Consider the following 23,792-nt stretch of genomic DNA (forward strand, 5'->3'; position numbering starts at 1 on the left):
CCCTGCGAGAATCGCGGAATGTTTCAGCGATAGGCGGCAAGCAGCGCATGCAGATCGTCCAGCGTGTTGGCGTCTTGGGCAGATTTGTCATGCCGCCAGCGGGCCATGCGGGGAAACCGCAGCGCAAGGCCGGACTTGTGCCGGGGGCTTTCGTGGATGCCCTCAAAGGCGATCTCGAACACATGTTCGGGGCGGACCTGCCGCACCGGGCCAAACCGTTGCAGCGTGTTCTTGCGGACCCAGCGGGTGATCTGTTCAAATTCCTTGTCGGTCAGGCCGGAGTAGGCCTTGGTGAACGGCACCAGATCGTTGCCCTGCCAGACGGCAAAGGTGAAATCGGTGAACAGGTTGGCGCGGCGGCCGTGGCCTTGCTGGGCGTAGATCATGACCGCGTCGACGGTCAGCGGGTCCAGCTTCCATTTCCACCAGTCGCCTTTCTTGCGGCCTGACAGGTAGGGGCTGGATTTGCGTTTCAGCATCAGACCTTCGGCGCGCATGTCGCGGGCCTTGGCGCGGGTGTCGGCGAGACTGGCCCAGGTGTCGAAGGACACGAGCGGCGAGGGGCGGATGGGAGCGTCCTCTGGCAGGTCGGCCAGCAGGGCGTCCAGTGTGGCGCGGCGGTCGCTGAGCGGTGCGTCGCGCAGGTTCTGTCCGTTGTGTTCCAGAAGATCGTAGGCCAGCAGGATCACCGGGGCCTCGCGCAGCAGTTTCTTCGGCACGGTCTTGCGCCCGATGCGCGGTTGCAGCGTGTTGAACGGCAGCGGCTGCGAGCCGTCCCAAGCGACAATCTCACCGTCCAGCACGGTGCCCGGAGGCAGAAAGTCGACCGCGCGGGCAAATTCCGGGAAACGGTCGGTCATCAGCTCTTCGCCCCGTGACCAGACGTGATGGGCGTTGCCGCGCAGGATCACCTGACCACGGATGCCATCCCATTTCCATTCCGCGTGCCAGTCGGCGGGATCCCCCAGCGCGTCGGGCGCGTCGTCAAGCTGGTAGGCCAGGTAAAACGGATACGGGCGGCTTTGATCGGCGGCGGGGTCTTCGGCCTCGATCAGCGCGTGGTAGCTGGTGGTCTCGGGCGTCCATCCGCCCATCAACTTGTGCGCAAGGGTGGCCTCTGGCTGTCCGGTGGCCTGCGCCAGCGCGCGGGTCATCAGCTTGCGGCTGACGCCGATGCGGAAACCGCCGGTGATGAGTTTGTTGAACAAAAAGCGCTCTGTCGTCTCCAGCCGGTCCCATGCGTCGAGGATGCGGGGTTTGCGGTCTTCCAGCGGCACGTCGTGGAGGGCGCGCAGGACGTCGATCCAGTGGGTCAGGCTGTGGTCCGAGGTCTGTGTTGGCGGCGGCAGGATCAGGGCGAGGGTTTCGGCGAGATCGCCGACGATGGGATAGGACTCTTCCAGCAGCCAAAGAGGGATGCCTGCGCGCTCTGCCGCCCATGCGCGCAAAGCGGTGGTGGTGACGGCGCGTTTCGGGCGGCGGCCGGAAAACAGAGCGATGCACCAGAGTTTGTCGTTGTCGGGCGCATGGCTGAAGTAATCCGCCATAGCCTTTGTTTTTACGCTGGTTTTCGTGGTCTGGTCGATGGCGGCAAAGAGGTCGGCAAAGCGTTTCATGATGCCTCTTCCTCGGTGCCGAATTCGGTCGGGACGATTTCGGCATCATAACCTTGGGTCTTTAACCAACGAGAGAAGATATCCGTGTAACCGTGCGTGGCGAATATCTTTTCTGCGCCGGTGGCCTTGATCGCCTGATGCAGGCCGGGCCAGTCGGCGTGATCCGAGATGACAAAGCCACGGTCCATCGCGCGGCGACGGCGGATGCCGCGCAGGCGCATCCAGCCAGAGGCAAACCCGGTGGAGGCAGGGCCAAAGCGGCGCGCCCATGCGCTGCCGAAAGCCGAGGGCGGCGCAAGGACCAGCGCGCCCTTGTGCGCCTTGACGTCCGTATCGGGCGTCACGGGGATGGTGGCGGGCAGCGCATAGCCCTGCGCGCGCAGGATGGCATTGGTGGCCTCGACCGCGCCGTGGGTCAGGATCGGGCCCTGAGGGGCCAGCAGCGACAAGAGGCGCTGCGCCTTCCCCAGTGAATAGGCCCCCAAGAGCGACGCGCGGCCCGCGGCGGCGTTGTCCGCCCACCATGCGTTTATCTCTGCCGCGACCGAGTCCTGCGACGGCCATGTAAAGACCGGCAGTCCAAAGGTGCATTCGGTGATGAAGGCGTGGCAGGGCACCGGCTCGAACGGTTCGGACAGCCCGTCGGGCGCGGTCTTGTAGTCGCCGGAGGCCACCCAGACCTGCCCGCCGACCTCGACCCGGATCTGGGCAGAGCCGGGCAGGTGGCCTGCGGGGTGAAAGGATACCCGCGCATCGCCGATCATGCGCGGTTCGCCATAGGCAATCGCCTCTGCCGAGATCTCGCCCAGCCGGTGACGGATGACCGGCAGCGCGCCGGTGGTGGCCAGATAGGCCCCGTGGCCCGGGCGGGCGTGGTCGGCATGGCCGTGGGTGATCAGCGCGCGGTCCACCGGACGCCACGGGTCGATGTAAAAATCGCCTGCGGGGCAATAGATGCCCCGGTCGGTAAAGGTGAGAACGCGCTTTGACATGAGGCTGAGGATAGGCGGTTTTTTCCTGCTGGCCAGCAAGGGTGCCCTTGCGTCCCGGCGGGCGCTTGCGCAAGGGTGACCCGCAAACAGGAGGGTGGCATGGGTTTTGCGGATTTCAGGAAACAGGTTCTGAGCGGCGCGCCGCTGGCGGGGACGTTTGTCAAGACACCGTCGATCCCGGTGATCGAGGTGCTGGCGCAGTCGGGGCTGGATTTTATCTGTCTGGATGCGGAACACGCGCCGTTTGACCGGGCGGCGCTGGACTCTTGCGTGGCGGTGGCGCGGGCGCTCGATTTCCCGATGATGGTGCGGGTCGGCGATGCCAGCCCGCGCGAAATCCTGCAGGCATTGGACTATGGCGCGGTGGGCGTTGTCGTCCCCCATGTCGAGACAGTGGAACAGGCGCAGGCGGTGGCCCGTGCGGCGCGCTTTGGCCTTGGCGGGCGCGGCTATGCCGGATCAACGCGCTGGGCGGGCTATGCCACCCGCACCATGCCCGAACTGCTGGCCCAAAGCCGGGAGGAAACCGTGGTGCTGGCCCAGATCGAGGAACCGGCTGCGGTCGAGGTCTGCGAGGACATCGCGGCGGTCGAGGGCGTGGACGGGCTGTTTCTGGGGCCGGCGGACCTGTCGGTGGGCTATGGTCACGACACGACCGACAATGCCGAGGTGAAGGGGGCCTTGGCCCGCGTGGGGGCGGCCTGCCGGGCGGCGGGAAAGGGCTATGCCAGCTTTGTCGGCACCGGGGCCGCGGCGCAGGACTGGGCGGCGGCCTATGGGGTCAATGTCTTTTGCATCGCGTCGGAACACACATGGCTGCGACAGGGCGCGGCAGAGGCGGCGCGGGCGGTTCACGATATCGGCGATTGATCCCGGCGGGGGTGCTGCGGGTCAGGCCCGCAGCGCTGTCTGGTCACCGGAGCTGTCAAAGTGGGCGACGATTTCGGTCAGGACACGTTCGCGGATCAGCGATCCTTCCATCAGGATTTCGTGTTCGCCCCGGTCGACCATGTCCAGCCGCCCGTTGCGCCAGCGCGCCATGCGAGAGCGAATCCGGTCAATGTCGACAATGCGTTCATTGGTGCCGCAGTAACAGATGCAGGGTTGCTGCGGGGAGGGCAGGCGGGTCAGACGCCGCGTTTCGGCCAGCGCCTCATGCAGCCAGTGCAGGGACGGCCCACCCAGTTGCAGTTCCGGGATCGCCAGCACCTGACGGCGCATGTAATCCCAGCTTTCGGGGTCGGTGGTCAGCAGGTTTTCGGCAAAGGCGTTGGAGGCAACATAGCTGTCCACGCCGGTTCCGGGGGCAAAGAGATGCCCCAATCCCACGGTTTTCGACATGCGCGAGATCGCCCATGCGGCGGGGCGCACCGGGTCGGCGATGCGGATGCCCCACATCGGCCCGGTAAAGACACAAGAGGCCACATCAAGCCCGTCATAGATCGCGCGTAACCCGATGCAGCCGCCCATGGAATGGGCAATCAGGTGGCGCTGGCCGGGCAGGCCCAGATCATCCGCCAGCCGGGTCATCGCGGCGACATCGTGCTGGTAGTCCTCAAACACGCCGACATGGCCGGTGCGGCGTTCGTCCAGCATCCGGTCGGCCAGCCCCTGACCGCGCCAGTCGATGGCCAGCGTGTGATAGCCCGCGTCGGACAGGACACGGGCCACCCGGCCGTATTTTTCGACGTATTCGGTGCGTCCGGGAAACATCAGCACCGTGCCCCGCGCCCCCTGACTGGCGTAATGCGCAATGCGCACGCGCAGCCCGTCCGAGGTGGTCATCCACCAGGCGCGGGAGTCGGCCGGACCCTCAGCGAGGTCGGCATGGAATGGCGCGGGGGAGGCGTTCATCAGGCCAGAACCTGTGCAAGGCGCATGGCGGCGGACATGTCGCCGTCGATGGCCAGTTTGCCCGACATAAAGGCCGAGGTGGGGTCGAGGTCGCCGCTGACGATGGCCTCAAAGGTTTCTGCGCTGGCGGTCATGGTGACATCGGCCTCTTCATCGCCGGCATGGGCACCGTTTTCGTCAATGATCAGGCTGCCTTCATCTTCGATGGTCATTTTCGCGGTGCCGTCGAACCCGCTACCACCCATTTTTTCATTCAGGGCGGTTACGGCCGCGTTAACAGTGTCGCTCATTTTTGCTCCTCGGCTTTCTCTCATAAACGTGCGCTGGAAAACCGGCGCACAGGCGCTACACTCCACCCAAGTTATGAGGACGGCAATTATGGAATACAAACGTATCCTCGCGGCATTTTGCGCCCTAGTCATGATTTCCCTACCTTCTCTTGGGCGGGCGCAGGACAGGGCGCAGGAGTTGCTGCAAGAGCTGTTGCAGGCCGAGACAGAGACCGCGGCGCAGCGGCTGGAGAATCAGATCATTTCCGAATGGTCCAAGTCCGGTTCGGCCAGCATGGACTTGCTGTTGAAGCGCGGACGCGATGCGCTGGAGGTCAAGAATTCCGCCGCAGCGATCGAACATTTCCACGCCCTGACCGACCATGCGCCGGATTTCGCCGAAGGCTGGCACGGGCTGGCGCTGGCCTATTTCGAGGCGGAGCGGTTTGGTCCGGCGATGGATGCGCTGGAACATGTTCTGGCGCTGAACCCCAACCATTTCGCGGCCTTGCGCGGGGTCGGGGCGATCAACGAGAGGGTTGGCAAAACCGGCCTTGCCTATCGCGCCTACGAGAAGGTACTTGAACTCAGGCCACATGATCCCAACGTTGAAAAGGCGATGGAACGGCTCGAGCGTGAGGCCATCGGCATCACACTCTGACGAGGCGGACGGGCGCGGCTCTGGCTGGGGCGCGACGCCGGAAATATAGGCGGCCCCATGGCCCAGAGATCGCGGATCGCGGCCGTTCTAGGCCCGACCAACACAGGCAAGACTCATTACGCCATCGAGCGGATGCTTGGCTATCGGACTGGCATCATCGGCCTGCCGCTGCGCCTGCTGGCGCGCGAGGTCTTTGACAAGATCGTGGCCATTCGCGGCCCGTCCGTGGTGGCACTGGTCACCGGCGAAGAACGCATCGTGCCGCCGCGCGCCCAGTATTGGGTCTGCACGGTCGAGGCGATGCCGGAGGGTATGGGTACCGATTTCGTCGCCATCGACGAGATACAGCTGTGCGCCGACCCCGAGCGCGGCCATGTCTTCACCGACCGCCTGATGCGGATGCGTGGCACCCATGAGACGCTGTTTCTGGGGGCTGATACCATGCGCGGGCCGATCTCGGCGCTGGTGCCGGGGGTGGAATACGTCCGGCGCGAACGAATGAGCCAGCTTGTCTATACCGGATCGAAAAAGATCAGCCGACTGCCCGCGCGCACCGCGATCGTCGGCTTTTCGGTCGATAACGTCTATGCCATCGCCGAACTGCTGAAACGCCAAAAGGGCGGTGCTGCGGTGGTCATGGGCGCGCTGTCGCCCCGGACCCGCAATGCGCAGGTGGAGCTGTATCAGAACCGCGAGGTTGATTACCTCGTGGCGACCGATGCCATCGGCATGGGGCTCAATCTGGATATCAACCATGTGGCGTTCTCCTCGCTGGCCAAATTCGACGGTCGGCGGATGCGCGCCTTGCAGCCCAATGAGTTGGCGCAGATCGCCGGGCGCGCGGGGCGGGGCATGTCCGACGGCACCTTTGGCGTCACCGGCGATGCCGGGCAGATCCCCGACGACTGGGCCGAGGCGATCTGCAACCACAGCTTTACCCCGTTGAAAAAGCTGCAATGGCGATCCTCGGTGCTGCGCTTTGGGTCCATCGACGCGCTGGAGGCCAGTCTGGATGTCAGCCCGGACCACGAAACCCTGTCCAAGACACGCGAATCCGATGACCTGCGCGCGCTGCGCGCCCTCGCCAGCGAGGCAGAGGTGCGGGCGCGGGCCTCTGACGCGGTGTCCGTTCAGTTGCTCTGGGACGTCTGCCGAATCCCCGATTTTCGCGGAATCTCTCCGGCGGAACATGCGGGCCTGTTAAGCGTTATCTTCGGGCATCTGCACCAAAGAGGCGGCGTTCCCGATGATTTCATGGCCCGTCAGGTCAACCGCATCGACCGGACCGACGGCGACATTGACACATTGTCGAAACGGCTGGCGTATATCCGCACATGGACATATGTCGCGCAGCGCAAAGGCTGGGTCGCGGACGAAGACCATTGGCGCGGGCGGACTCGCGCTGTAGAAGACGCCCTGTCGGATGCGCTGCACGAGCGTCTGACGCAAAGATTTGTAGACCGCCGCACCTCTGTGCTGTTGCGGCGGTTGAAACAGAAGGAGGCCCTCTTGGCCGAAGTAAACGATCAAGGCGAAGTCACCGTCGAGGGCCACCTCGTCGGGCGGCTCGAAGGGTTCCGGTTCCGTCAGGACAAAGAGGCAACCGGGCAAGAGGCCAAGACACTGCGGCAGGCAAGCCTGCAGGCGTTAACGCCGCATTTCCATCTGCGGGCTGACCGGTTCTACAATGCACCGGACACCGAGATCGACTTTACCGAGCAGGGCGGCCTGATGTGGGGCAACCAGGCGGTCGGCAAGCTCGCCAAGGGTGACGATGCGCTGAAACCGCGCGTGGTGGCCTTTGTCGACGAAGAGGCCGGGCCGGATGTGGCTGGCAAGGTCGAGCGTCGCCTGCAGCATTTCATGGACCGCAAGATCGCGGCACTGTTCGAGCCGCTGCTGAAGATGCGCGACGACGAAACGCTGACCGGGTTGGCGCGCGGATTTGCCTTTCAATTGGTCGAGGCAATGGGCGTGATTCCGCGCGCCCAGATCGCGGATGACGTCAAGGCGCTGGATCAGGACGCGCGCGGTGCGCTGCGCAAACATGGCGTTCGCTTTGGCCAATACACGATTTTCATGCCGCTGCTGCTGAAGCCCGCGCCGACACGGCTGCGGCTGGTGCTGTGGTCGCTGGCCAACGGGTTGGACGAGTTCCCCGAAGCACCGCCTCCGGGGCTGGTGACCGTGCCCAACATTGATGAGGTTCCCGCGCAGCACTATTCGCTGGCGGGCTACCGTAAGGCGGGCGCGCGCGCCATCCGCATCGACATGCTGGAACGTCTGGCCGATATGTTGCGTGCTGAGGACAGCAGAGGCGGGTTTGAGGCCAAGCCCGACATGCTGTCGATCACCGGCATGACGCTGGAACAGTTCGCCGACCTGATGCAGGGTCTTGGCTATCGCGCTGAAAAGGGCGAACGCGCCAAGGTGAAACCGGTTGATGCAGTTGTCGCGACAGAGGCCGGTGCGCCTGCGGACGACAAGCCGGTGATGGATGCCGCTGCCGAGGAACAGGCTGGCGTGACACCTGATGCGGCTGAGACACCGGCCCCTGCGGATGTGGCCGAGCCGGTGGCCAAGCTGGAAGACCACGGAGAGGCGCCTGTTTCTGCCGAACCGGCGGAACCTGTGGCCGAAACCCCGGTGCCCGACACGCCCGAAGAGGAAATCTTGCCGGGGACGGCCCCGGACGAGGCGCTGGCCGGGCCAGAGCTGGAGGTGTTCTACGCCTTCACATGGGGCGGCAATCGCGGGAACACCCAGCGGCGCGGCGCGGGCGGCAACAAGCCCCGGCGCGAGGCGCGCGGCGGCGAGGCCCCCAAGGGGGATCGCGGTGGGCGTCCGCAGCGTGGCAACAAGGGTGGCGAAGGCGGCGACCGGCCGCGCGGCAAAGGCGGTAAGGGCAAGGGCAGACCGCCCAAGCACGAGGGTGGCAAGAGCTTTGAGGCGCGCCCGCCCCGCAAGGAAAAGCCCATCGACCCGGACAACCCGTTTGCCGCGGCGCTCATGGGGCTCAAGGACAAGACCTGATTGGCTGACCCCGCCCTCAAGATCCGCCTCGATAAATGGCTCTGGCAGGCGCGTTTCTTCAAAACGCGCTCGCTGTCGGCCAAGGCGGTGCAGGGCGGACATTGCCGCGTGAACGGCGTGCCGGTGGCCAAACCCGCCTACATGGTGGCCCCCGGCGATGTGCTGACCTTTCCGCAGGCGCGCGACGTGCGGGTGATCCGCGTGGTGGCGCTGGGCGAGCGGCGCGGCCCGGCCCCCGAGGCGCAGGCGCTGTATGAGGATCTGTCGCCCCCGGTCCCGAAAGAACGTCAACCGGACACCCCGCGGTATGACGGCGGCGGGCGACCGACAAAGAAGGACCGCCGACAGTACGACAAGTCGCGGCCTTCGGCGCTTGAATGATGGCCGTTGCTGGATTAGCTAAGGCGCAAAGTGCGTCCCCAGAAACGAGAGCCTCATGACCTACGTCGTCACCGACAACTGCATCGCCTGCAAATACACGGATTGCGTCGAGGTATGTCCGGTGGACTGTTTCTATGAGGGTGAGAACGCGCTGGTGATCCACCCCGATGAATGCATCGACTGCGGCGTCTGCGAGCCGGAATGCCCTGCGGACGCGATCCGGCCTGACACGGAGCCGGACATGGAGAAATGGGTTGAATTCAACCGCAAGTATGCTGAAATGTGGCCGGTGATCATCACCAAGAAAGACCCGCTGCCAGAGGCAGAGGAACGCGACGGTGAGACCGGTAAACTCGACAAGTACTTTACCGAGGCGCCGGGCGAAGGCGGCTGAATCGATTCGGGGCACCTGCTGCGCCGCCGCATGAGGTTGATCCCTCAAGTGGCTGTTCTTGTGGGCGTTTCTGACGTTTTGCGACTGTGCTAGGATGCGCTCGCATTCTATGCTATACATATGTTTCACATGAGTAATGCACGTGCGTGGCGCAAAGCCCATCGGCCTTTCGAGGCATAACCAGACTGTATGACATGAGATGAACGGGAATCCTGCGGTCCCCGGTCGTCTTTCTTGTCGCCTGTCAACTGCTGAGTTGCGAGGACTGACTTACATGACCAAGACCAAAAGAGCTGACTTTCGTCCGAATGATTACGTTGTCTATCCGGCGCATGGCGTCGGCCAGATCGTGTCGATCGAAAAGCAAGAGATCGCCGGGATCAACCTCGAACTCTTTGTGATTTCATTCGAAAAGGACAAGATGACCCTGCGCGTGCCAACGCACAAGGCCACCGAAGTTGGTATGCGGTCCCTGTCCTCGCCCGACGTGGTGGACGAGGCGATGAAAACCCTGCGCGGCAAGGCCAAGGTCAAGCGCGCGATGTGGTCGCGCCGCGCTCAGGAGTATGAGCAAAAGATCAACTCCGGCGACCTGATCGCGATTGCAGAGGTCGTGCGCGACCTGCACCGCGCCGACGATCAGCGTGAACAGAGCTATTCCGAGCGTCAGCTGTACGAGGCCGCGCTGGAGCGTCTGACCCGCGAAGTGGCCGCCGTTTCGGGTGATGAGACAGCCGCCGCGAAGCAGGTGGACGACGTGTTGAGCCTGCGCGCCGCGTAATCAACGGGCGTTCTGAACGCTATGAACCGCGTCCCTCCGGGGGCGCGGTTTTTTCGTGCCTGAACGCCTGTTCCGGCAATGGGTCAGGCGGCGTCCTGTTTCCCGCGCGCGGTAAGAGCGGTGTATAGTTCCGTCTCCAACTCGCGCTCCAACTCCTTGGAGCGCGCCACATAGGCCGCGTTCTCGGCCTGCGGCACCGAAGGGTCCCACAGTTCCGCCAGTTCCTGAATGGTCTTGCGGTCGTGGTGATAAAAGGTCTCTTCGGCGATGGCTGCCTCGAACTCTGTCATGCCGACGTTTTCCAGCACGTACCGCCCGGCGCGCAGGCTGGAATCGAACATTTCGCGCACGATGTCGTTGGCCCCCGCCTGATACAGCGCGTAGACATGCGTCCGGTCGCGGGCGCGGGCGACAATGTGCAGGTCGGGCCGGATACGGCGGGCATAGGCCACCAGCTTGGTCGTGGCTTTGGGATCGTCCAGCGCGGCCACCAGAACACGCGCGCTTTCGATCCCTGCCGCGTGCAGCAGTTCCGGTCGGGTCGGATCGCCAAAGAAGCCCTTTACCCCGAATCGCCGCATCAACTGGATCGTCTTGATGTCATGGTCCAGCACCACGGTCCGATGGCCTGCCGAGCGGACCAGACGGTTGACGATCTGCCCAAACCGCCCGATTCCGGCGACGATGACCGGGCCTTCCTCGTCAATCGTGTCCTCGATTGTGTCTTCGACAACCTTGCTGAAGCCCTTGTTGAGATAGTCAAACAGCAGGAACAGCAGCGGCGTGATCAACATGGTCATGGCGATCACCAGCAACAGCCGGTCGCCCAGCACATCGGTAAAGACGTTCTGCTGACGCCCAAAGGAGATCAGGACAAAGCCGAATTCGCCCGCCTGAGCCAGCCCCAGCGTGAACAGCCAGAGCCCACGCTTGCGCAGGCCAAAGCTGCGCCCCAACCCGTAAAGCACCGCGCCCTTGATCAGGATCACCGCCAACGCCATCCCCATAATGGTCAGCGGTTCGGCAAACAGCGCACCGACGTCGATCCCGGCCCCGACGGTGATAAAGAACAGGCCCAGAAGCAGGCCCTTGAAGGGTTCCACATCCGATTCCAGTTCATGCCGGAACTCGGAGTTGGCCAGCACCACACCGGCAAGAAAGGTGCCCAAGGCGGGGGACAGACCCACCAGCATCATCAGAAAAGCAATGCCGATGACGATCAGCAGCGCCACGGCAGTGAACATCTCTGGCAGACGGGCGGCGTGGATATAGCGAAACAGCGGCCGCGCGCCGTAGACGCCGGCAAGGATAATCGCCGCGATCACGCCCAGCGTTACAAGGGCCGCGCCCCAGCCGGGCAGCCCCTCGACCAACGACAGGCTGGCATGGTGCGCCGCATCGGCAGCGTGGCCGTCGACCTTGTTCATGAATTGCGCGGGGCTGACGAAAACCGCCACCGACAGCAGCGGAAAGATCACCAGCATGGGGATCACCGCAATGTCCTGCGTCAATAATACCGAAAAGGCAGAGCGCCCGCCGTTGGTCTGCGTCAGTTTCTTTTCATTGAGAGTTTGCAATACGATTGCGGTCGAGGACAGCGCCAGCGCAAGGCCCACGGCCAGCGCCGTCTGCCAGCCAAGACCCAGCGCCATGGCCCCCGCAAGGATTGCGCTGGTGGTCAGCAGAATCTGCAATCCGCCCAACCCGATCAGACGGTGCCGCATGTCCCACAGCGCGCGGGGTTCCAGTTCCAGCCCGATCAGGAACAACATCATGACCACGCCGAACTCTGCATAGTGCTGGATGTCTGCCGTATCGACGACAAGACCCAGACCCGGCCCGATCGCAAGTCCGGCCAAAAGGTACCCCAGTACCGATCCCAGCCCCAATCGTGCGGCCAGAGGCACCGCGATCACCGCCGCAAGCAGAAAGACAGAAGCCTGAAAGAGAAAGGAATCCACACTCCACCCCACTGATTGCGCCTATACACCATATTGTGCCGTAGAGTGCGGCAGAGGCAACAGGTGACATTTCGTGTGTGTCTCAAATCAACGCGAACAAAGCGCGCTCGGCCAGCCGCCGCTTACTCGGCGGGCAACATCGGGGGCTGCGGTCGGGGTAGGCGCGGGCGCAGGCGTGACCAGCGCGGGGCGCAGTGCGTGGGCAGCAGGGCGCGCAACCGGTCCAGCGGCATCTCCCCGGTCAGAACCGCGCGATACAGCGGGAAAACGCCTTCGCGCAGGTAGGGCGACCAGTGGCAGATCAGTCGGTCCGGCGCGGCGATTGGAAAACCTGCGTGGCGCAGCGCGGCAAGGCTTTGGGCGTCGTCCAGTTGCAGGGTGACCATACGCGGGTGGCGCAGGCCGCCGTGGCCCAGCATCCGGTCGCCGCGCTGTTGCGGTGGAACAAGCCATTCCAGCACAAAATCGTAGAGGTCATTTTCGCGGCTGGTGACATTCAGAACCTCGGTCAGCCTTCCGGCGTCGCTGTCCAGCGTGCCACAGGCGACCGCACCGTATTCCGCCGCCGCCAACAGGACCGTGCGAGAGATCGCGCCGGGCGCGCCTGCGCGCACCGCCGTCAGGGCCACCCGCGCCCCCAGCGAATGGGCAATCACGTTGATGCGGCGGGACGGTGCATATTGGCGGATGTCGCGCACCAGCTTGGCCAGCGCCTGACCTGCCGCCTTGGCCTGACGGTGCGCCGCCCAGATCGACCCGCGTGCCTTCCACCCAAAGGAAATCGCCAATCCCTGTCCGTGCTGCCCGTGCAGGCCCAGCCGCTCTGGCCAGCTCACGATTTTCCAATCGTCTTTGCACGGCTCCGGCGACAGCAGAGATCCGTGAGGGCAATGGACAGGATGCCCAGGCAGGTATTTGTACCCGTGTACCATGATCGTGACCGGACCTCTGTCCGCCGCAAGGGCGGCCGCGAGGGCCGGCTGCAAAGGCACATCATCGCCATGCAGGCGAGGGTCGGATTCCGTCACGGTGACGCATAGCATTGGCATTGCAACGTCCCACTACATCTTGTGCGAGGAGCTAAGCCAAGGTTGCGACGAATTCGTGAAGGTCCGGTTACATTGGCGTGACGCTCTTGCAATGTGTTTTTAACGGCTCTATGCCAAGCGACGTGGCGATTTGTTTACCGGATTGCGGGCCACGAGGGGCGTAGACCTTTCAAATTCCGCTAAAGAGGTCAGACGGAAGGCTCCTTTCGCTTGACCGCGATCGGGGCTTTTTTGTTGGGAGAGAACCCATGACAAGCAATGACGGCCAATCCGTTGGCAAGGCGACCAAACTCGTACATGGCGGCACCAAACGCAGCCAGTGGGGGGAGGTCAGCGAAGCGATCTTTCTGACGCAGGGCTTTGTTTATGACAGTGCCGAGGCCGCAGAGGCGCGCTTTCTCAAGGCGGGTGAGGATGAGTTTATCTATGCCCGCTACGGCAACCCCACGGTGGCCATGTTCGAAGAGCGCATGGCGCTGCTCGAAGGGGCGGAGGACGGGTTCGCCTGTGCCTCGGGTATGGCGGCGGTCAATGGCGCGCTGACCTCGATGCTGAAGGCCGGGGACCATGTGGTTTCGGCCCGCGCGTTGTTCGGGTCCTGCCTGTATATCGTCGAAGAGATCCTGACCCGCTACGGGGTCGACGTGACCTTTGTCGATGGCGCGGACCTGGCGCAGTGGGAGGCGGCCCTTCGCCCGGACACCAAGGCGGTCTTCTTTGAAAGCATGTCTAACCCGACGCTGGAGCTTGTCGATATCGAGGCGGTGGCCGGGCTGGCGCACAAAGTGGGCGCGACGGTGATTGTCGACAACGTCTTTTCGACGCCTGTCTACTCAAAGGCCATCGCGCAAGGCGCTGATCTGGTTGTCTATTCCACGACCAAACATGTGGACGGGCAGGGCCGTTGCCTGGGCGGGGTGATCCTGGGCAAACGCGAGCATATTCGGGGCGTTGTCGAGCCCTACATGAAGCACACCGGCGGCTCGATGAGCCCGTTCAACGCCTGGGTCATGCTCAAAGGTCTGGAGACGATTGGTTTGCGGGTGCGCGCCCAGACCGAGGGCGCAGTGGCGCTGGCCGAGGCGCTGGCCGGGCATCCCAAGGTGTCGCGGATGATCTATCCGGGCCATGCCAGCCACCCGCAGCACGCGCTGGCAGAGCGACAGCTGGGGGCGGGCGGTACGCTGGTTTCTTTCGAGGTCGCGGGCGGCAAGGAGGCGGCCTTTCGTCTGCTCAACGCGCTGCAAATCGTGATCATCTCGAACAACCTTGGCGATGCGAAATCCATCGCCACCCACCCTGCGACCACTACGCATCAACGACTAAAGCCCGAACAAAGGGCCGCGTTGGGGATCGGTGACGGGATGATCCGGCTTTCGGTCGGGATCGAGGATCCGCAGGACCTTGTAAATGACGTCCTAAATGCGTTGGACGCAGTCTGATCTTCGCATGCCGCCCGTGACTGATCCGATTCAATGCGAACGACGTATACCTTTATGAGATTGGAATTGTGTTAGACAGTTCTTAGGTCTCTGGATGTAGGACATGCGCGAAAGAGGTGGACCTGACATGAATATCCACACACCGGACATTGACCGGAAGCCAAGCAAGGAAGAGGCGGCAGAGGCGCTCGCCCTCCTTCGGCGTTGGGCGTCAAAAGCTCATGACACCGAGATTGCTTCGCTCGATCCCGTTGTCGCGCGCCTGTCGCCTGACGCTGTTCCGGACGGCTATCCGGCACTGTCGAACAACTATCCTGCGGATTTCCGCGTCGATTCCGCCTATAAGGCCTCATTGCCGGACCTGCAAAATGGCCCATCCTCGCTGATCCGCGGCGCGAACCGGGCGATCCAGCATGTGGGTATTTCGAACTTTCGCCTGCCGATCCAGTATCACACCCGTGACAATGGCGATCTGCGGCTGGAAACCTCGGTGACGGGGACGGTCAGTCTTGAGGCAGACAAGAAGGGCATCAACATGAGCCGCATCATGCGGTCTTTTTATGCCCATTCGGAAAAGACCTTCAGTTTTGAGGTGATCGAAGCGGCGCTGGACGACTACAAGGTCGATCTCGAAAGCTTTGACGCCCGCATCAACATGCGCTTTTCCTTTCCGATGAAGGTGGAAAGCCTGCGGTCGGGCCTGTCGGGCTATCAGTACTACGATATCGCGCTGGAACTGGTCGAACGCGACGGGGTGCGCCGCAAGGTCATGCACCTCGACTACGTCTATTCGTCGACCTGCCCATGTTCGCTGGAGCTGAGCGAACATGCCCGCCGGACGCGTGGTCAGTTGGCCACGCCACATTCGCAGCGTTCCGTGGCGCGGGTCTCTGTCGAACTGCGCGACGGCGACTGCCTGTGGTTTGAGGATCTGGTAGACATGTGCCGCCGTGCTGTGCCGACCGAAACGCAGGTCATGGTCAAACGTGAGGATGAACAGGCCTTTGCGGAACTGAACGCTGCCAACCCGATCTTTGTCGAAGATGCGGCGCGCTTGTTCGCGGAACAATTGCAAGCGGACCCGCGGGTGGGCGACTATCGCGTCGTGGCCAGCCATCAGGAAAGCCTGCACAGCCACGATGCGGTCTCTGTCCTGACAGAAGGTGACCTGTTTGCCTCTGACAGCCTCGACCCCAAGCTGTTCTCGACACTCTTTCACGTCGGATGATGCTTTGCGCGGCACCCATGCCAGGGGTGCCGCCGCTTTGAGCAGAGCGCGGTGCCGCACGGCATCGCATTGCCCGTTCATGGCTTGGTCATGCATTCTGTGACATACTGACGGCAGGGAGGAAACCGACCGTAAAAAGGAAAGGTTTCCAGACATGACGCGTGACAATATCCAGATCGGAATGGGCCATAGGTCCCTCAACACCCGTATAGACGTCTATCTTTCAGAGGTGGGATTCGGGCTGAACCCGGCGCAATTGCGCCGGGCGCGACTGCGCCAGATCATCACGCTGGAATGCGCCAGCGATGCCGAACTGGCCAGTCTTGGCATCCGTCGGGACGATATTCTGCCCTTTGTTTTTCGTGACCTGCTGGCCGCGTAAACACGGGGTTACAGGTCGCACTGCATTGACGTGGCGCTGTGGCCGCACCCACATGCTTGACAGTCCCTCGCGGTCAGGCCAACGCTCGCCGTCATGTTCGATGTCCGTCCCGTCGCCTATGTGATTGGCCTGTTGGTCGCCTGTCTGGGTGGCACCATGCTGCTGCCCCTTGTGGTCGATCTGGCCGAGGGGCGCGGCGAATGGCCTGTCTTTCTTGAAAGCGCCTCAATCACGATCCTCGCGGGGGGGCTGACCGCGCTGTCCTGTTCCAACGCGGTCAAGGAAGGGCTGAGCCTTCAGCAGACCTTTTTGCTCACCACCGGAGTCTGGGTCGCGCTGCCGGTCTTCGGCGCGCTGCCCTTTGTCCTGGGCGCCACCGACGCCAGCTATACCGACGCCTTTTTCGAGGCGATGTCCGGGCTGACCACCACCGGGTCAACCGTGTTTACCGGCCTCGACGGGCTGCCCAAGGGGCTGCTGCTCTGGCGCGGGCTGCTGCAATGGCTGGGCGGGATCGGGATTATTGTCGTCGCCATGGTGTTCCTGCCCGAACTGCGGGTCGGCGGTATGCAGATTTTCCGCTCCGAAGCGTTTGACACAATGGGCAAAATCCTGCCGCGCGCGACGCAGATCTCGGCCTCGATCTCGTCAATCTACATTACTCTGACCCTGTTCTGCACGATCTTCTATCTGTTGTGCGGGTTGAACCCCTTTGACGCGACGGTCCATGCCATGACCACCGTGTCCACCGGCGGGTTCGCCAACTATGACGCCTCTTTCGCCACCTTCGCGGGTCCGGCAGAGTATGTCGCCACGGTCTTTATGGTGCTCGCGGCGCTGCCTTTTGTCCGCTACGTCCAGATGGTCGCAGGCCACCGTTTTGTGCTGTTTTCCGACAGTCAGGTCATGACCTTTATCACGATCATCGGCGTACTGGTTGTTGTCACCGCCATTGTCCTGTTGTCGATCTTTCCGCATCACCCCGAACAGGCGGTGCGCGAGGCGCTGTTCAACATCACCTCGATCATGACCGGCACCGGCTACGCCAGCGTCGACTACATGACTTGGGGGCCGTTCCTGATCGCGATGTTCTTTTTCATCGGGCTGATTGGCGGCTGCGCGGGGTCAACCGCCTGTTCGGTCAAGATTTTCCGCTATCAACTGCTGTTCGCCTCGATCCGGGTCCAGTTGCGTCGCATCCGGGCACCGCACGGCGTCTTTGTCCCGCGCTACGAGGGGCGGCCGGTCGGTCCCGACGTCATGAGTTCGGTCATGAGCTTCTTTGTCTTCTTCGTCGTCACGCTGGGCGTGCTGTCCGTTGCGCTCAGCCTGACGGGACTGGATTTCATCACCTCCGTATCGGGGGCCGCCACGGCAATTGCCAATATCGGGCCGGGTCTGGGGGACAAGATCGGACCGGCGGGCAACTTTGCCGGTCTCAGCGACACGGCCAAGTGGATCCTGAGTTTCGCCATGCTGGCTGGGCGCTTGGAGCTGCTCGCCGTCTTTGCAATCTTCACTGTCGGCTTTTGGAGGGCCTGATGCAGAAACCCCTTGGCGCACAGATCAGCCATGCCCTGAAGGCCCGCGGGGTCGAGGTGATCTTTGGCATTCCCGGCGTGCACAACGTCGAGATGTATCGCGGCATCGAAGAGGCCGGGATCACCCACGTCCTTGCCCGGCATGAGCAGGGGGCGGGTTTCATGGCCGATGGCTATGCCCGTGCCTCGGGGCGTCCGGGCGTGTGCTACCTGATCACCGGGCCGGGCTTTGTGAATGCTATGACGGCATTGGGGCAGGCTTATTCGGACAGTGTGCCGGTGCTGGCGCTGGCCTCCTGTCTGGATGAGACGGCGGCGCGGCGTGGGCAGTTGCACCAGATGCGCGACCAGCGAGCGGCGGGTGCGACGGTCTGCGACTGGTCCGAAACCGCCTCTGATCCGGCGGCGGTCTTTGCGCTGATCGACCGCGCTTTCGGTGAATTCGCCAGCGCGCGACCCCGGCCCAAGGCGCTGCATGTGCCGATTGCGGCGCTGGGGGCGCTGGCCGATCCGGCCCCGCAGCCACCGTTGCGGCCAGAGGTGCCGCATCTGACGCATGACCAGATCTACGCTGTGATCGACGCGCTGGCGGAGGCGGAAAAGCCTTTGTTCGTGTTTGGCGGCGGTGCTGCGGCCGGGGCCGGCCATGTGCCCGCGCTGCTGCAACAGACCGGGGCGGCCAGCTTTGTGACCTATGCGGGGCGTGGCATCGTTCCGGCGGATCAGCCGCTGTTCTTCGGCTCATTCCTTGCGCGGCCTGACAGTGCTCGGATCGCGGCGGAGGCGGATTTGGTTGTGGCGCTGGGGACCGAGCTGTCAGAGGTGGATTTGTGGCGTGATCATCTGGGCAACACGGGGCGCATGATCCGGGTGGATCTGGACCCGGAGGTGCTGTCAGGTCTGCGGGCCGGGGACATGGGGTTCATCGGCGACGCGGCGGCTTTGATGAAGGCGCTGACCATCGCGATACCGGCGCGCAACGATGACCGGCCTGCCTGTTGGGATGCGGGCCGTGTGGCCGAGACGCGCCGTCGCTGGCGGGGCGAGATCATGGCGGAACGTCCCGGCATCGTCGAGGTGGCCGAGGCGTTGCGGGCGGTCATGCCGACCGATGCGATGATCTATTCGGATATGACCCAGCTGGCCTATGGCGGCAAAGAGGTCTGGGACATGCCGCGGGCGGGGCATTGGCACCATCCCTGCGGCTTTGGCACGCTGGGCTATGCCTTGCCTGCGGCGATTGGCGGGGCGGTGGCGCGCAAGGGGCTGCCGACCTGTGCGATCATGGGAGATTATGGCCTGCAATATACCCTGCCAGAGCTGGGGACGGCGGTGGAATTGGGCCTGCCTTTGCCGATCTTGGTCTGGGATAATGGGTCGCTGGGAGAGATCCGCGACTCTATGGTGGCCAGCCAGATCGCCCCCAATGCCGTGGTGGCGAGGAACCCTGATTTTCTGGCCCTTGCACGGGCTTATGGGGCCGGGGCGGTGGAGCCTTCGGATTTGAAGGGGCTGCAGGAGGCCTTGGTGGCGGCGTTTCAGGCCGATGGGCCGACGGTGATCCGGATGACCCCGGCGCTGGTGTGATTTTGGGGCTGTCCACGCGTGGACAGCCTGCCGCCTGTGTAGAAACAATGGGTTACAGAGACGGTTTTACGTTTTGTTAGGGTTTGCAGCCCGTTGCGGGTGCCGTGGAGAGGGATGTTTGCGCGTCCGTCAGAGGCCATGAGGGCTGTCTGTGCTCAATGGGGACGGGGGCAGCGCCCGATCTGCGGTTCGTTGGTCCATCCCGAATGGCCACATAAGCCCTCGGAGGTCCGCTTCGAGCCCTATTTGTGAATTTCTGCGCGCTTACCTATGCTTGCGAATGAGACGGTCGACGGGGGTGGCGGTATGGAACCTTGGAAGAGACTTTCCAATAAGCAGAAGACCAAACGGACAGTTGTGGTCGGGGTTTTGGCAGTTGCTGCCTGTGCGATTTGGTACGACGACATTCTTCAGTGGCGACGCGGAACAGGGCTGTTTTTCATCGCAGCGAGCTTTATAGGTTTCCCGCTACAAGCACTGTTCTACGGTTTCAAATGGTACAAAGAGCGGGCCGGGCAAAAATGATACCTGCGTACTCAATTTTCCGCAGTGTGCGCTTCGACCCCAAATTACCGCTGCACAAACGCTCGGCTTGATACTTGAATTGAGTTTCCCGAAGGGTCTTTGGCGTTGGCAAAGACGTAGCCGTCAGCCTGATGTATCTTGCCGAACTCCAGCCCGTTACCCCTTACGGCTTCGCAAAAGGCTGCGACGTCTTCGACATCAAACACGAGCTTTACGAGAGCCTGCCCCTCCTTTTGCCCAGCCGATGCAGGATGCAAAAGGATGGCGGCACCAGCCGCTTGGGGCGTCAATTCAAAGATGCGGTCACCTTCGGCGCGACAGAGCGAAAAGCCAAAGTGCTTGGCATAAAACTCTCCCATTTGCTCGATCTTTTTGGTGTAAATCACTATGCGCCCGAGTGGTGCGGTCATGGTTGCGGCCATTGGATGGTTTCACTCGGGAAGGCATAGCAGAGAAAACCTGTCTATGTCAGCTTTGTCCGCATAGCCGACGTTCGGACAGCAACGCGCCCCAACATATCATTGGGAGCTTCCTGCCCCAGAGCGCTATGGCGTCAAAGCAACCTTCTCTTGAAACTGCATCATGCAATAAAAAAGGCCGGGCAAATTGCCCGGCCTTTTCGTGTCTGTGCTGTCCGTCAACCAATCTCGGCCAATCGCGCCAGCGCCTCTTTCAGCTTGGCCTCTTCGCCCTCACGCAGGCGGAGGTTTTCCTGGGCTTCTTCGACCACTTCCGGCGGGGCGGAGGCGGCGAAGTTGGGGTTGTTCAGGCGGCCGCGCAATCCGCCCAGTTCCTTGCCCAGCTTGCCAAGGGTCTTTTCCAGACGGGCCTTTTCTTCGCCCACGTCGATGATGTCCGCCAGCGGCAGGCCAAAGGTGGCGCTGCCCACGGGGACGGTGACGCAGCCTTTGGGGAAGTCGGCGACGGCCTCCAGTCCCTCGATCCGGGCGAGGCGCTTGATCAGCACCTCATTGCGGTCCCACGCGGCCTGTTCGTCGGCGGAGATGCCTTTGACCAGCATCGGCACGTAGAGGCCCGCAGGGACGTGCATTTGCGCGCGCGCCGACCGGACGCCTTCGATCAGGGCGATCACCCATGACATTTCGGCCTCGGCGGCGGGGTCCACCATGTCGGCGGCGGAATAGGTCGGCCAATCGGCGTGAACCAGCAGTTTGGAGCGGTCGCCCAGCGTGTCCCAGAGTTCTTCGGTGATGAAGGGCATGATGGGGTGCAGCAGGATCAGGCATTGGTCCAACACCCAAGCCATTGTCTGGCGCGTCTCGGCCACGACGGCGGCGTCCTGCGCGTCGAACAGCGGTTTGGCAAATTCCACGTACCAGTCGCAGACCTTGCCCCAGGTAAAGGCATAGAGCGCGTTGGCCGCGTCGTTGAAGCGGTATTCGGTCAGCGCCAGATCAACAGTTTCGCGCACGCGGGCGGTTTCGCCGATGATCCAGCGGTTCACGGTTTGCGTGGCCTGCGGGGCGTCTGCGCGGGTGGCATGGCCCTCGAACACACCGTTCATTTCGGCAAAGCGGCATGCGTTCCAGAGTTTCGTGCCGAAGTTGCGGTAACCCGCGATGCGGTCGACCGAGAGTTTCAGCACGCCGCCGATGGAGGCCATCGAGGCATTGGTAAAGCGCAGCGCATCGGCGCCGTATTCGTCGACAATCTCCAGCGGGTCGATGACGTTGCCGGTGGTTTTCGACATCTTCTTGCCCTTCTCGTCGCGGACAAGCTGGTGCAGGTAGACGGTGTGGAAGGGGACCTGATCGACAACGGCAAGCTGCATCATGATCATCCGGGCGACCCAGAAGAACAGGATGTCCTGCCCGGTGATCAGCACGGAGGTCGGGAAATAGCGTTTCAACTCATCGGTTTGTTCGGGCCAGCCCAGCGTGCCAAGCGGCCAGAGACCGGACGAGAACCATGTATCCAGCACGTCGGGATCGCGGAACATGGGCAGTTGCGCGGGGCTGTCGGCGGTGCGGATGCGGCCCTCTGTGCGCAGGTGCATGTGGTCGCGGAGGTCTTCGAGAACCTCAGCCGCCTCTTGGGCGTTCTCGACGATGCGGAATTCGGTGCCCTCGGCGGAAATGGCGCGGGCCTTGTCCAGCGCCTCGGATTCGTTTGCGGCGCAGATCGGATACCAGTCCTCTTCGCCGGGGATGTACCAGACGGGGATCTGGTGGCCCCACCATAGCTGACGCGAGATGCACCACGGTTCGATATTGTCGAGCCAGTTGTAGTACACTTTTTCGCCCGATTCCGGCATGATCTTGATGTCGCCACCCCGCACAGCATCCAGCGCGGGGCCAACGATTTCAGAGGTTTCGACGAACCACTGGTCGGTGAGCATGGGTTCGATCACCACCTTGGAGCGGTCGCCGAAGGGCTGCATGATCGGTTTGGATTCGACCAGCGGGACGGGGGTGACGGCGGGCGGCTCCTCTCCCTTTTTCAGCTTTTTCTGCGGGCCAAGGCGGGGGTCGTCCGAGGTGGTCATGACGGCGAGACCCTCGGCGGTGATCTCGGCGATGACCTTTTCGCGGGCCTCGAACCGGTCGAGGCCGCGCAGGTGGTCAGGGACAAGGTTGATGGCGTCGGCCTCGGCCTCGGTCAGGGTGCGCGTGCCTTGCGCGACCTGCATGGCGATCTTGGCGGCCTCGGCATAGGGGACACCGTCGTCGCGCATCTGGGCGCGGGTGTCCATCAGGCGGTAGAGCGGAATGCCGCCGCGCTTGGCGACCTGATAGTCGTTGAAATCATGCGCGCCGGTGATCTTGACCGCGCCGGAGCCAAAGGTGGGATCGGGGTATTCGTCGGTGATGATCGGGATCAGGCGGCGGTGTTCCTTGGGGCCGACGGGGATTTCGCAGAGCTGGCCAACGATAGAGGCATAGCGCTCGTCGGATGGGTGCACGGCCACCGCACCGTCGCCCAGCATGGTTTCGGGGCGGGTGGTGGCGATCGAGATGTAATCGCGCTCTTCGGAGAAGACGGTTTTGCCCTCTTCGTCCTTTTCCTCGTACATATAGGTCGCGCCACCGGCGAGCGGGTATTTGAAGTGCCACATGTGGCCGGGGGTTTCGATGTTCTCGACCTCGAGGTCGGAAATCGCGGTCTCAAAGTGCGGGTCCCAATTGACCAGACGTTTGCCGCGATAGATCAGACCCTTGTCGAACATGTCGACAAAGACCTTGATGACCGCGTCGTGGAAGTCGGGGCTGTTCTCATGCCCTGTCTTGGGGTCGCCGGGCGCGCCCGCCATGGTAAAGGCGTTGCGGTCCCAGTCGCACGAACAACCCATGCGCTGAAGCTGGTTGACGATGGTGCCGCCGTACTGGCCCTTCCACTCCCAGACCTTGTCGAGGAATTCCTGCCGCGTCAGGTCGGTGCGGCGCAGGTTGCTTTCGGCTTTCAGCTTTTTCTCGACCTGAAGCTGGGTCGCAATGCCCGCGTGGTCCTGTCCGGGCTGCCAGAGCGTGTCGAACCCGCGCATCCGGTGCCAGCGGATCAGGATGTCTTGCAGGGTGTTGTTGAAGGCATGGCCCACATGCAGCGCGCCGGTCACGTTCGGCGGCGGGATCATGATGGTAAAGCTTTCGTCGCGCGAGCGGTTGGCCCCGGCGCGGAAGGCCCCTGTGTCCAGCCATTTGGCGGTGAGGCGCGGTTCGGCCTCGGCGGCGTTGAAACTCTTTTCCAGCGGCATCGGTCTCGTCCTCGTCCTTGTTGGCGGAGGGTCTACGACACGCGGGCGCGAAGGGGAAGAGGCGCGGGCGTCTGGCCGGAGGTCCGTATGTCGTCAGGGTGGGGCGGCACGGGTGGCGGCACACAGAAAAAAACCCGCGATGACGAGCATCGCGGGTTGAGTCAACGAGAGCCCCAGGGAGGAGGAGAGGGGCCTCGAACTGATTAGAGTGCGGCGGTGCCAGGGAGGAGGAGAGGCACCGCCGCGAATGTTTGGTCCCAGGGAGGAGGAGAGGGACCGCACATTACGTTCGGGTCGTCGTGACCCGGAAAGAGCGTGCGGCGGTGCCAGGGAGGAGGAGAGGCACCGCCGCGAATGTTTGGTCCCAGGGAGGAGGAGAGGGAC

Annotated in this window: 20 protein-coding genes; 12 read left to right on the top strand and 8 right to left on the bottom strand. The window is 63.1% G+C overall.

Annotated elements, in window-relative coordinates:
• Positions 1-23: 23 nt before the first annotated feature.
• Both VOI21_RS17105 and VOI21_RS17110 read right to left on the bottom strand, forming a co-directional pair.
• Positions 24-1,616 (bottom strand): ATP-dependent DNA ligase, encoded by a 1,593-nt coding sequence (locus VOI21_RS17105; RefSeq protein WP_323771163.1) that lies wholly within the window; start codon positions 1,614-1,616, stop codon positions 24-26.
• Positions 1,613-2,608 (bottom strand): ligase-associated DNA damage response exonuclease, encoded by a 996-nt coding sequence (locus tag VOI21_RS17110; RefSeq protein WP_323771164.1) that lies wholly within the window; start codon positions 2,606-2,608, stop codon positions 1,613-1,615. The genes VOI21_RS17105 and VOI21_RS17110 overlap by 4 nt, the downstream gene beginning before the upstream one ends.
• 99 nt (positions 2,609-2,707) lie before the next feature.
• Between VOI21_RS17110 and VOI21_RS17115 the strand changes: the two genes are divergently transcribed.
• On the top strand, positions 2,708-3,478 hold the full coding sequence (locus tag VOI21_RS17115; RefSeq protein ID WP_323771165.1) for an HpcH/HpaI aldolase family protein: 771 nt from the start codon (positions 2,708-2,710) through the stop codon (positions 3,476-3,478).
• A 21-nt stretch (positions 3,479-3,499) separates the two neighbouring features.
• Here the strand turns inward: VOI21_RS17115 and VOI21_RS17120 are convergent, their stop codons facing one another.
• Complete coding sequence (locus tag VOI21_RS17120; protein WP_323771166.1) at positions 3,500-4,462, bottom strand: alpha/beta hydrolase; 963 nt, start codon at positions 4,460-4,462, stop codon at positions 3,500-3,502.
• Positions 4,462-4,752 (bottom strand): SCP2 sterol-binding domain-containing protein, encoded by a 291-nt coding sequence (locus tag VOI21_RS17125; protein ID WP_323771167.1) that lies wholly within the window; start codon positions 4,750-4,752, stop codon positions 4,462-4,464. The genes VOI21_RS17120 and VOI21_RS17125 overlap by 1 nt, the downstream gene beginning before the upstream one ends.
• An 88-nt stretch (positions 4,753-4,840) precedes the next feature.
• Here VOI21_RS17125 and VOI21_RS17130 point away from each other — a divergent pair, with 88 nt between their 5' ends.
• The 5 genes from VOI21_RS17130 to VOI21_RS17150 all read left to right on the top strand — a co-directional run bounded on the left by VOI21_RS17130 (position 4,841) and on the right by VOI21_RS17150 (position 9,981).
• Entirely contained in the window at positions 4,841-5,392 is a 552-nt protein-coding gene (locus VOI21_RS17130) for a tetratricopeptide repeat protein (protein WP_323771168.1), read from the top strand.
• A gap of 57 nt (positions 5,393-5,449) precedes the next feature.
• Positions 5,450-8,425 carry a helicase-related protein gene (locus VOI21_RS17135; protein ID WP_323771169.1) on the top strand — a complete coding sequence of 992 codons (2,976 nt, stop codon included), beginning with the start codon at positions 5,450-5,452 and terminating at the stop codon, positions 8,423-8,425.
• Positions 8,426-8,806 (top strand): RNA-binding S4 domain-containing protein, encoded by a 381-nt coding sequence (locus tag VOI21_RS17140; RefSeq protein WP_323771170.1) that lies wholly within the window; start codon positions 8,426-8,428, stop codon positions 8,804-8,806.
• Between the two features lie 55 nt (positions 8,807-8,861).
• On the top strand, positions 8,862-9,200 hold the full coding sequence (gene fdxA / locus VOI21_RS17145) for a ferredoxin FdxA (protein WP_094036513.1): 339 nt from the start codon (positions 8,862-8,864) through the stop codon (positions 9,198-9,200).
• Positions 9,201-9,474: 274 nt separating this feature from the next.
• On the top strand, positions 9,475-9,981 hold the full coding sequence (locus VOI21_RS17150) for a CarD family transcriptional regulator (RefSeq protein WP_323771172.1): 507 nt from the start codon (positions 9,475-9,477) through the stop codon (positions 9,979-9,981).
• A gap of 83 nt (positions 9,982-10,064) precedes the next feature.
• On the opposite strand, the gene VOI21_RS17155 is transcribed toward VOI21_RS17150, so the two are convergent.
• A complete protein-coding gene (locus VOI21_RS17155) occupies positions 10,065-11,942 on the bottom strand; it encodes a cation:proton antiporter (RefSeq protein ID WP_323771173.1) in 1,878 nt (625 codons plus the stop codon).
• Positions 11,943-12,064: 122 nt separating this feature from the next.
• The gene (locus tag VOI21_RS17160; protein ID WP_323771174.1) at positions 12,065-12,778 is read right to left on the bottom strand and encodes an alpha/beta hydrolase; all 714 of its coding nucleotides are present in this window, start codon (positions 12,776-12,778) and stop codon (positions 12,065-12,067) included.
• Positions 12,779-13,239: 461 nt separating this feature from the next.
• On the opposite strand from VOI21_RS17160, the gene metZ reads away from it, so the two are divergent.
• The 6 genes from metZ to VOI21_RS17190 all read left to right on the top strand — a co-directional run bounded on the left by metZ (position 13,240) and on the right by VOI21_RS17190 (position 19,696).
• Positions 13,240-14,433: an O-succinylhomoserine sulfhydrylase gene (gene metZ / locus VOI21_RS17165; protein ID WP_323771175.1), complete on the top strand. Its 1,194-nt coding sequence runs from the start codon at positions 13,240-13,242 to the stop codon at positions 14,431-14,433.
• Between the two features lie 127 nt (positions 14,434-14,560).
• Entirely contained in the window at positions 14,561-15,661 is a 1,101-nt protein-coding gene (folE2, locus tag VOI21_RS17170; protein WP_323771176.1) for a GTP cyclohydrolase FolE2, read from the top strand.
• Positions 15,662-15,815: 154 nt separating this feature from the next.
• Positions 15,816-16,043 (top strand): hypothetical protein, encoded by a 228-nt coding sequence (locus VOI21_RS17175; protein WP_094036507.1) that lies wholly within the window; start codon positions 15,816-15,818, stop codon positions 16,041-16,043.
• Between the two features lie 93 nt (positions 16,044-16,136).
• The gene (locus VOI21_RS17180) at positions 16,137-17,585 is read left to right on the top strand and encodes a TrkH family potassium uptake protein (protein WP_323771178.1); all 1,449 of its coding nucleotides are present in this window, start codon (positions 16,137-16,139) and stop codon (positions 17,583-17,585) included.
• Complete coding sequence (locus VOI21_RS17185; protein ID WP_323771179.1) at positions 17,585-19,171, top strand: 5-guanidino-2-oxopentanoate decarboxylase; 1,587 nt, start codon at positions 17,585-17,587, stop codon at positions 19,169-19,171. The genes VOI21_RS17180 and VOI21_RS17185 overlap by 1 nt, the downstream gene beginning before the upstream one ends.
• Before the next feature lie 306 nt (positions 19,172-19,477).
• Complete coding sequence (locus VOI21_RS17190; RefSeq protein ID WP_323771180.1) at positions 19,478-19,696, top strand: hypothetical protein; 219 nt, start codon at positions 19,478-19,480, stop codon at positions 19,694-19,696.
• A gap of 44 nt (positions 19,697-19,740) precedes the next feature.
• Here the strand turns inward: VOI21_RS17190 and VOI21_RS17195 are convergent, their stop codons facing one another.
• Both VOI21_RS17195 and VOI21_RS17200 read right to left on the bottom strand, forming a co-directional pair.
• Positions 19,741-20,118, bottom strand: coding sequence for a VOC family protein (locus VOI21_RS17195; RefSeq protein ID WP_323771181.1), 378 nt, complete (start codon positions 20,116-20,118; stop codon positions 19,741-19,743).
• Positions 20,119-20,333: 215 nt separating this feature from the next.
• Positions 20,334-23,408, bottom strand: a complete 3,075-nt coding sequence (locus VOI21_RS17200) for a valine--tRNA ligase (protein ID WP_323771182.1) — start codon at positions 23,406-23,408, stop codon at positions 20,334-20,336.
• Positions 23,409-23,792: the final 384 nt, after the last annotated feature.

It is taken from the genome of Antarctobacter sp., from assembly GCF_034670325.1.
Lineage (GTDB): Bacteria > Pseudomonadota > Alphaproteobacteria > Rhodobacterales > Rhodobacteraceae > Antarctobacter.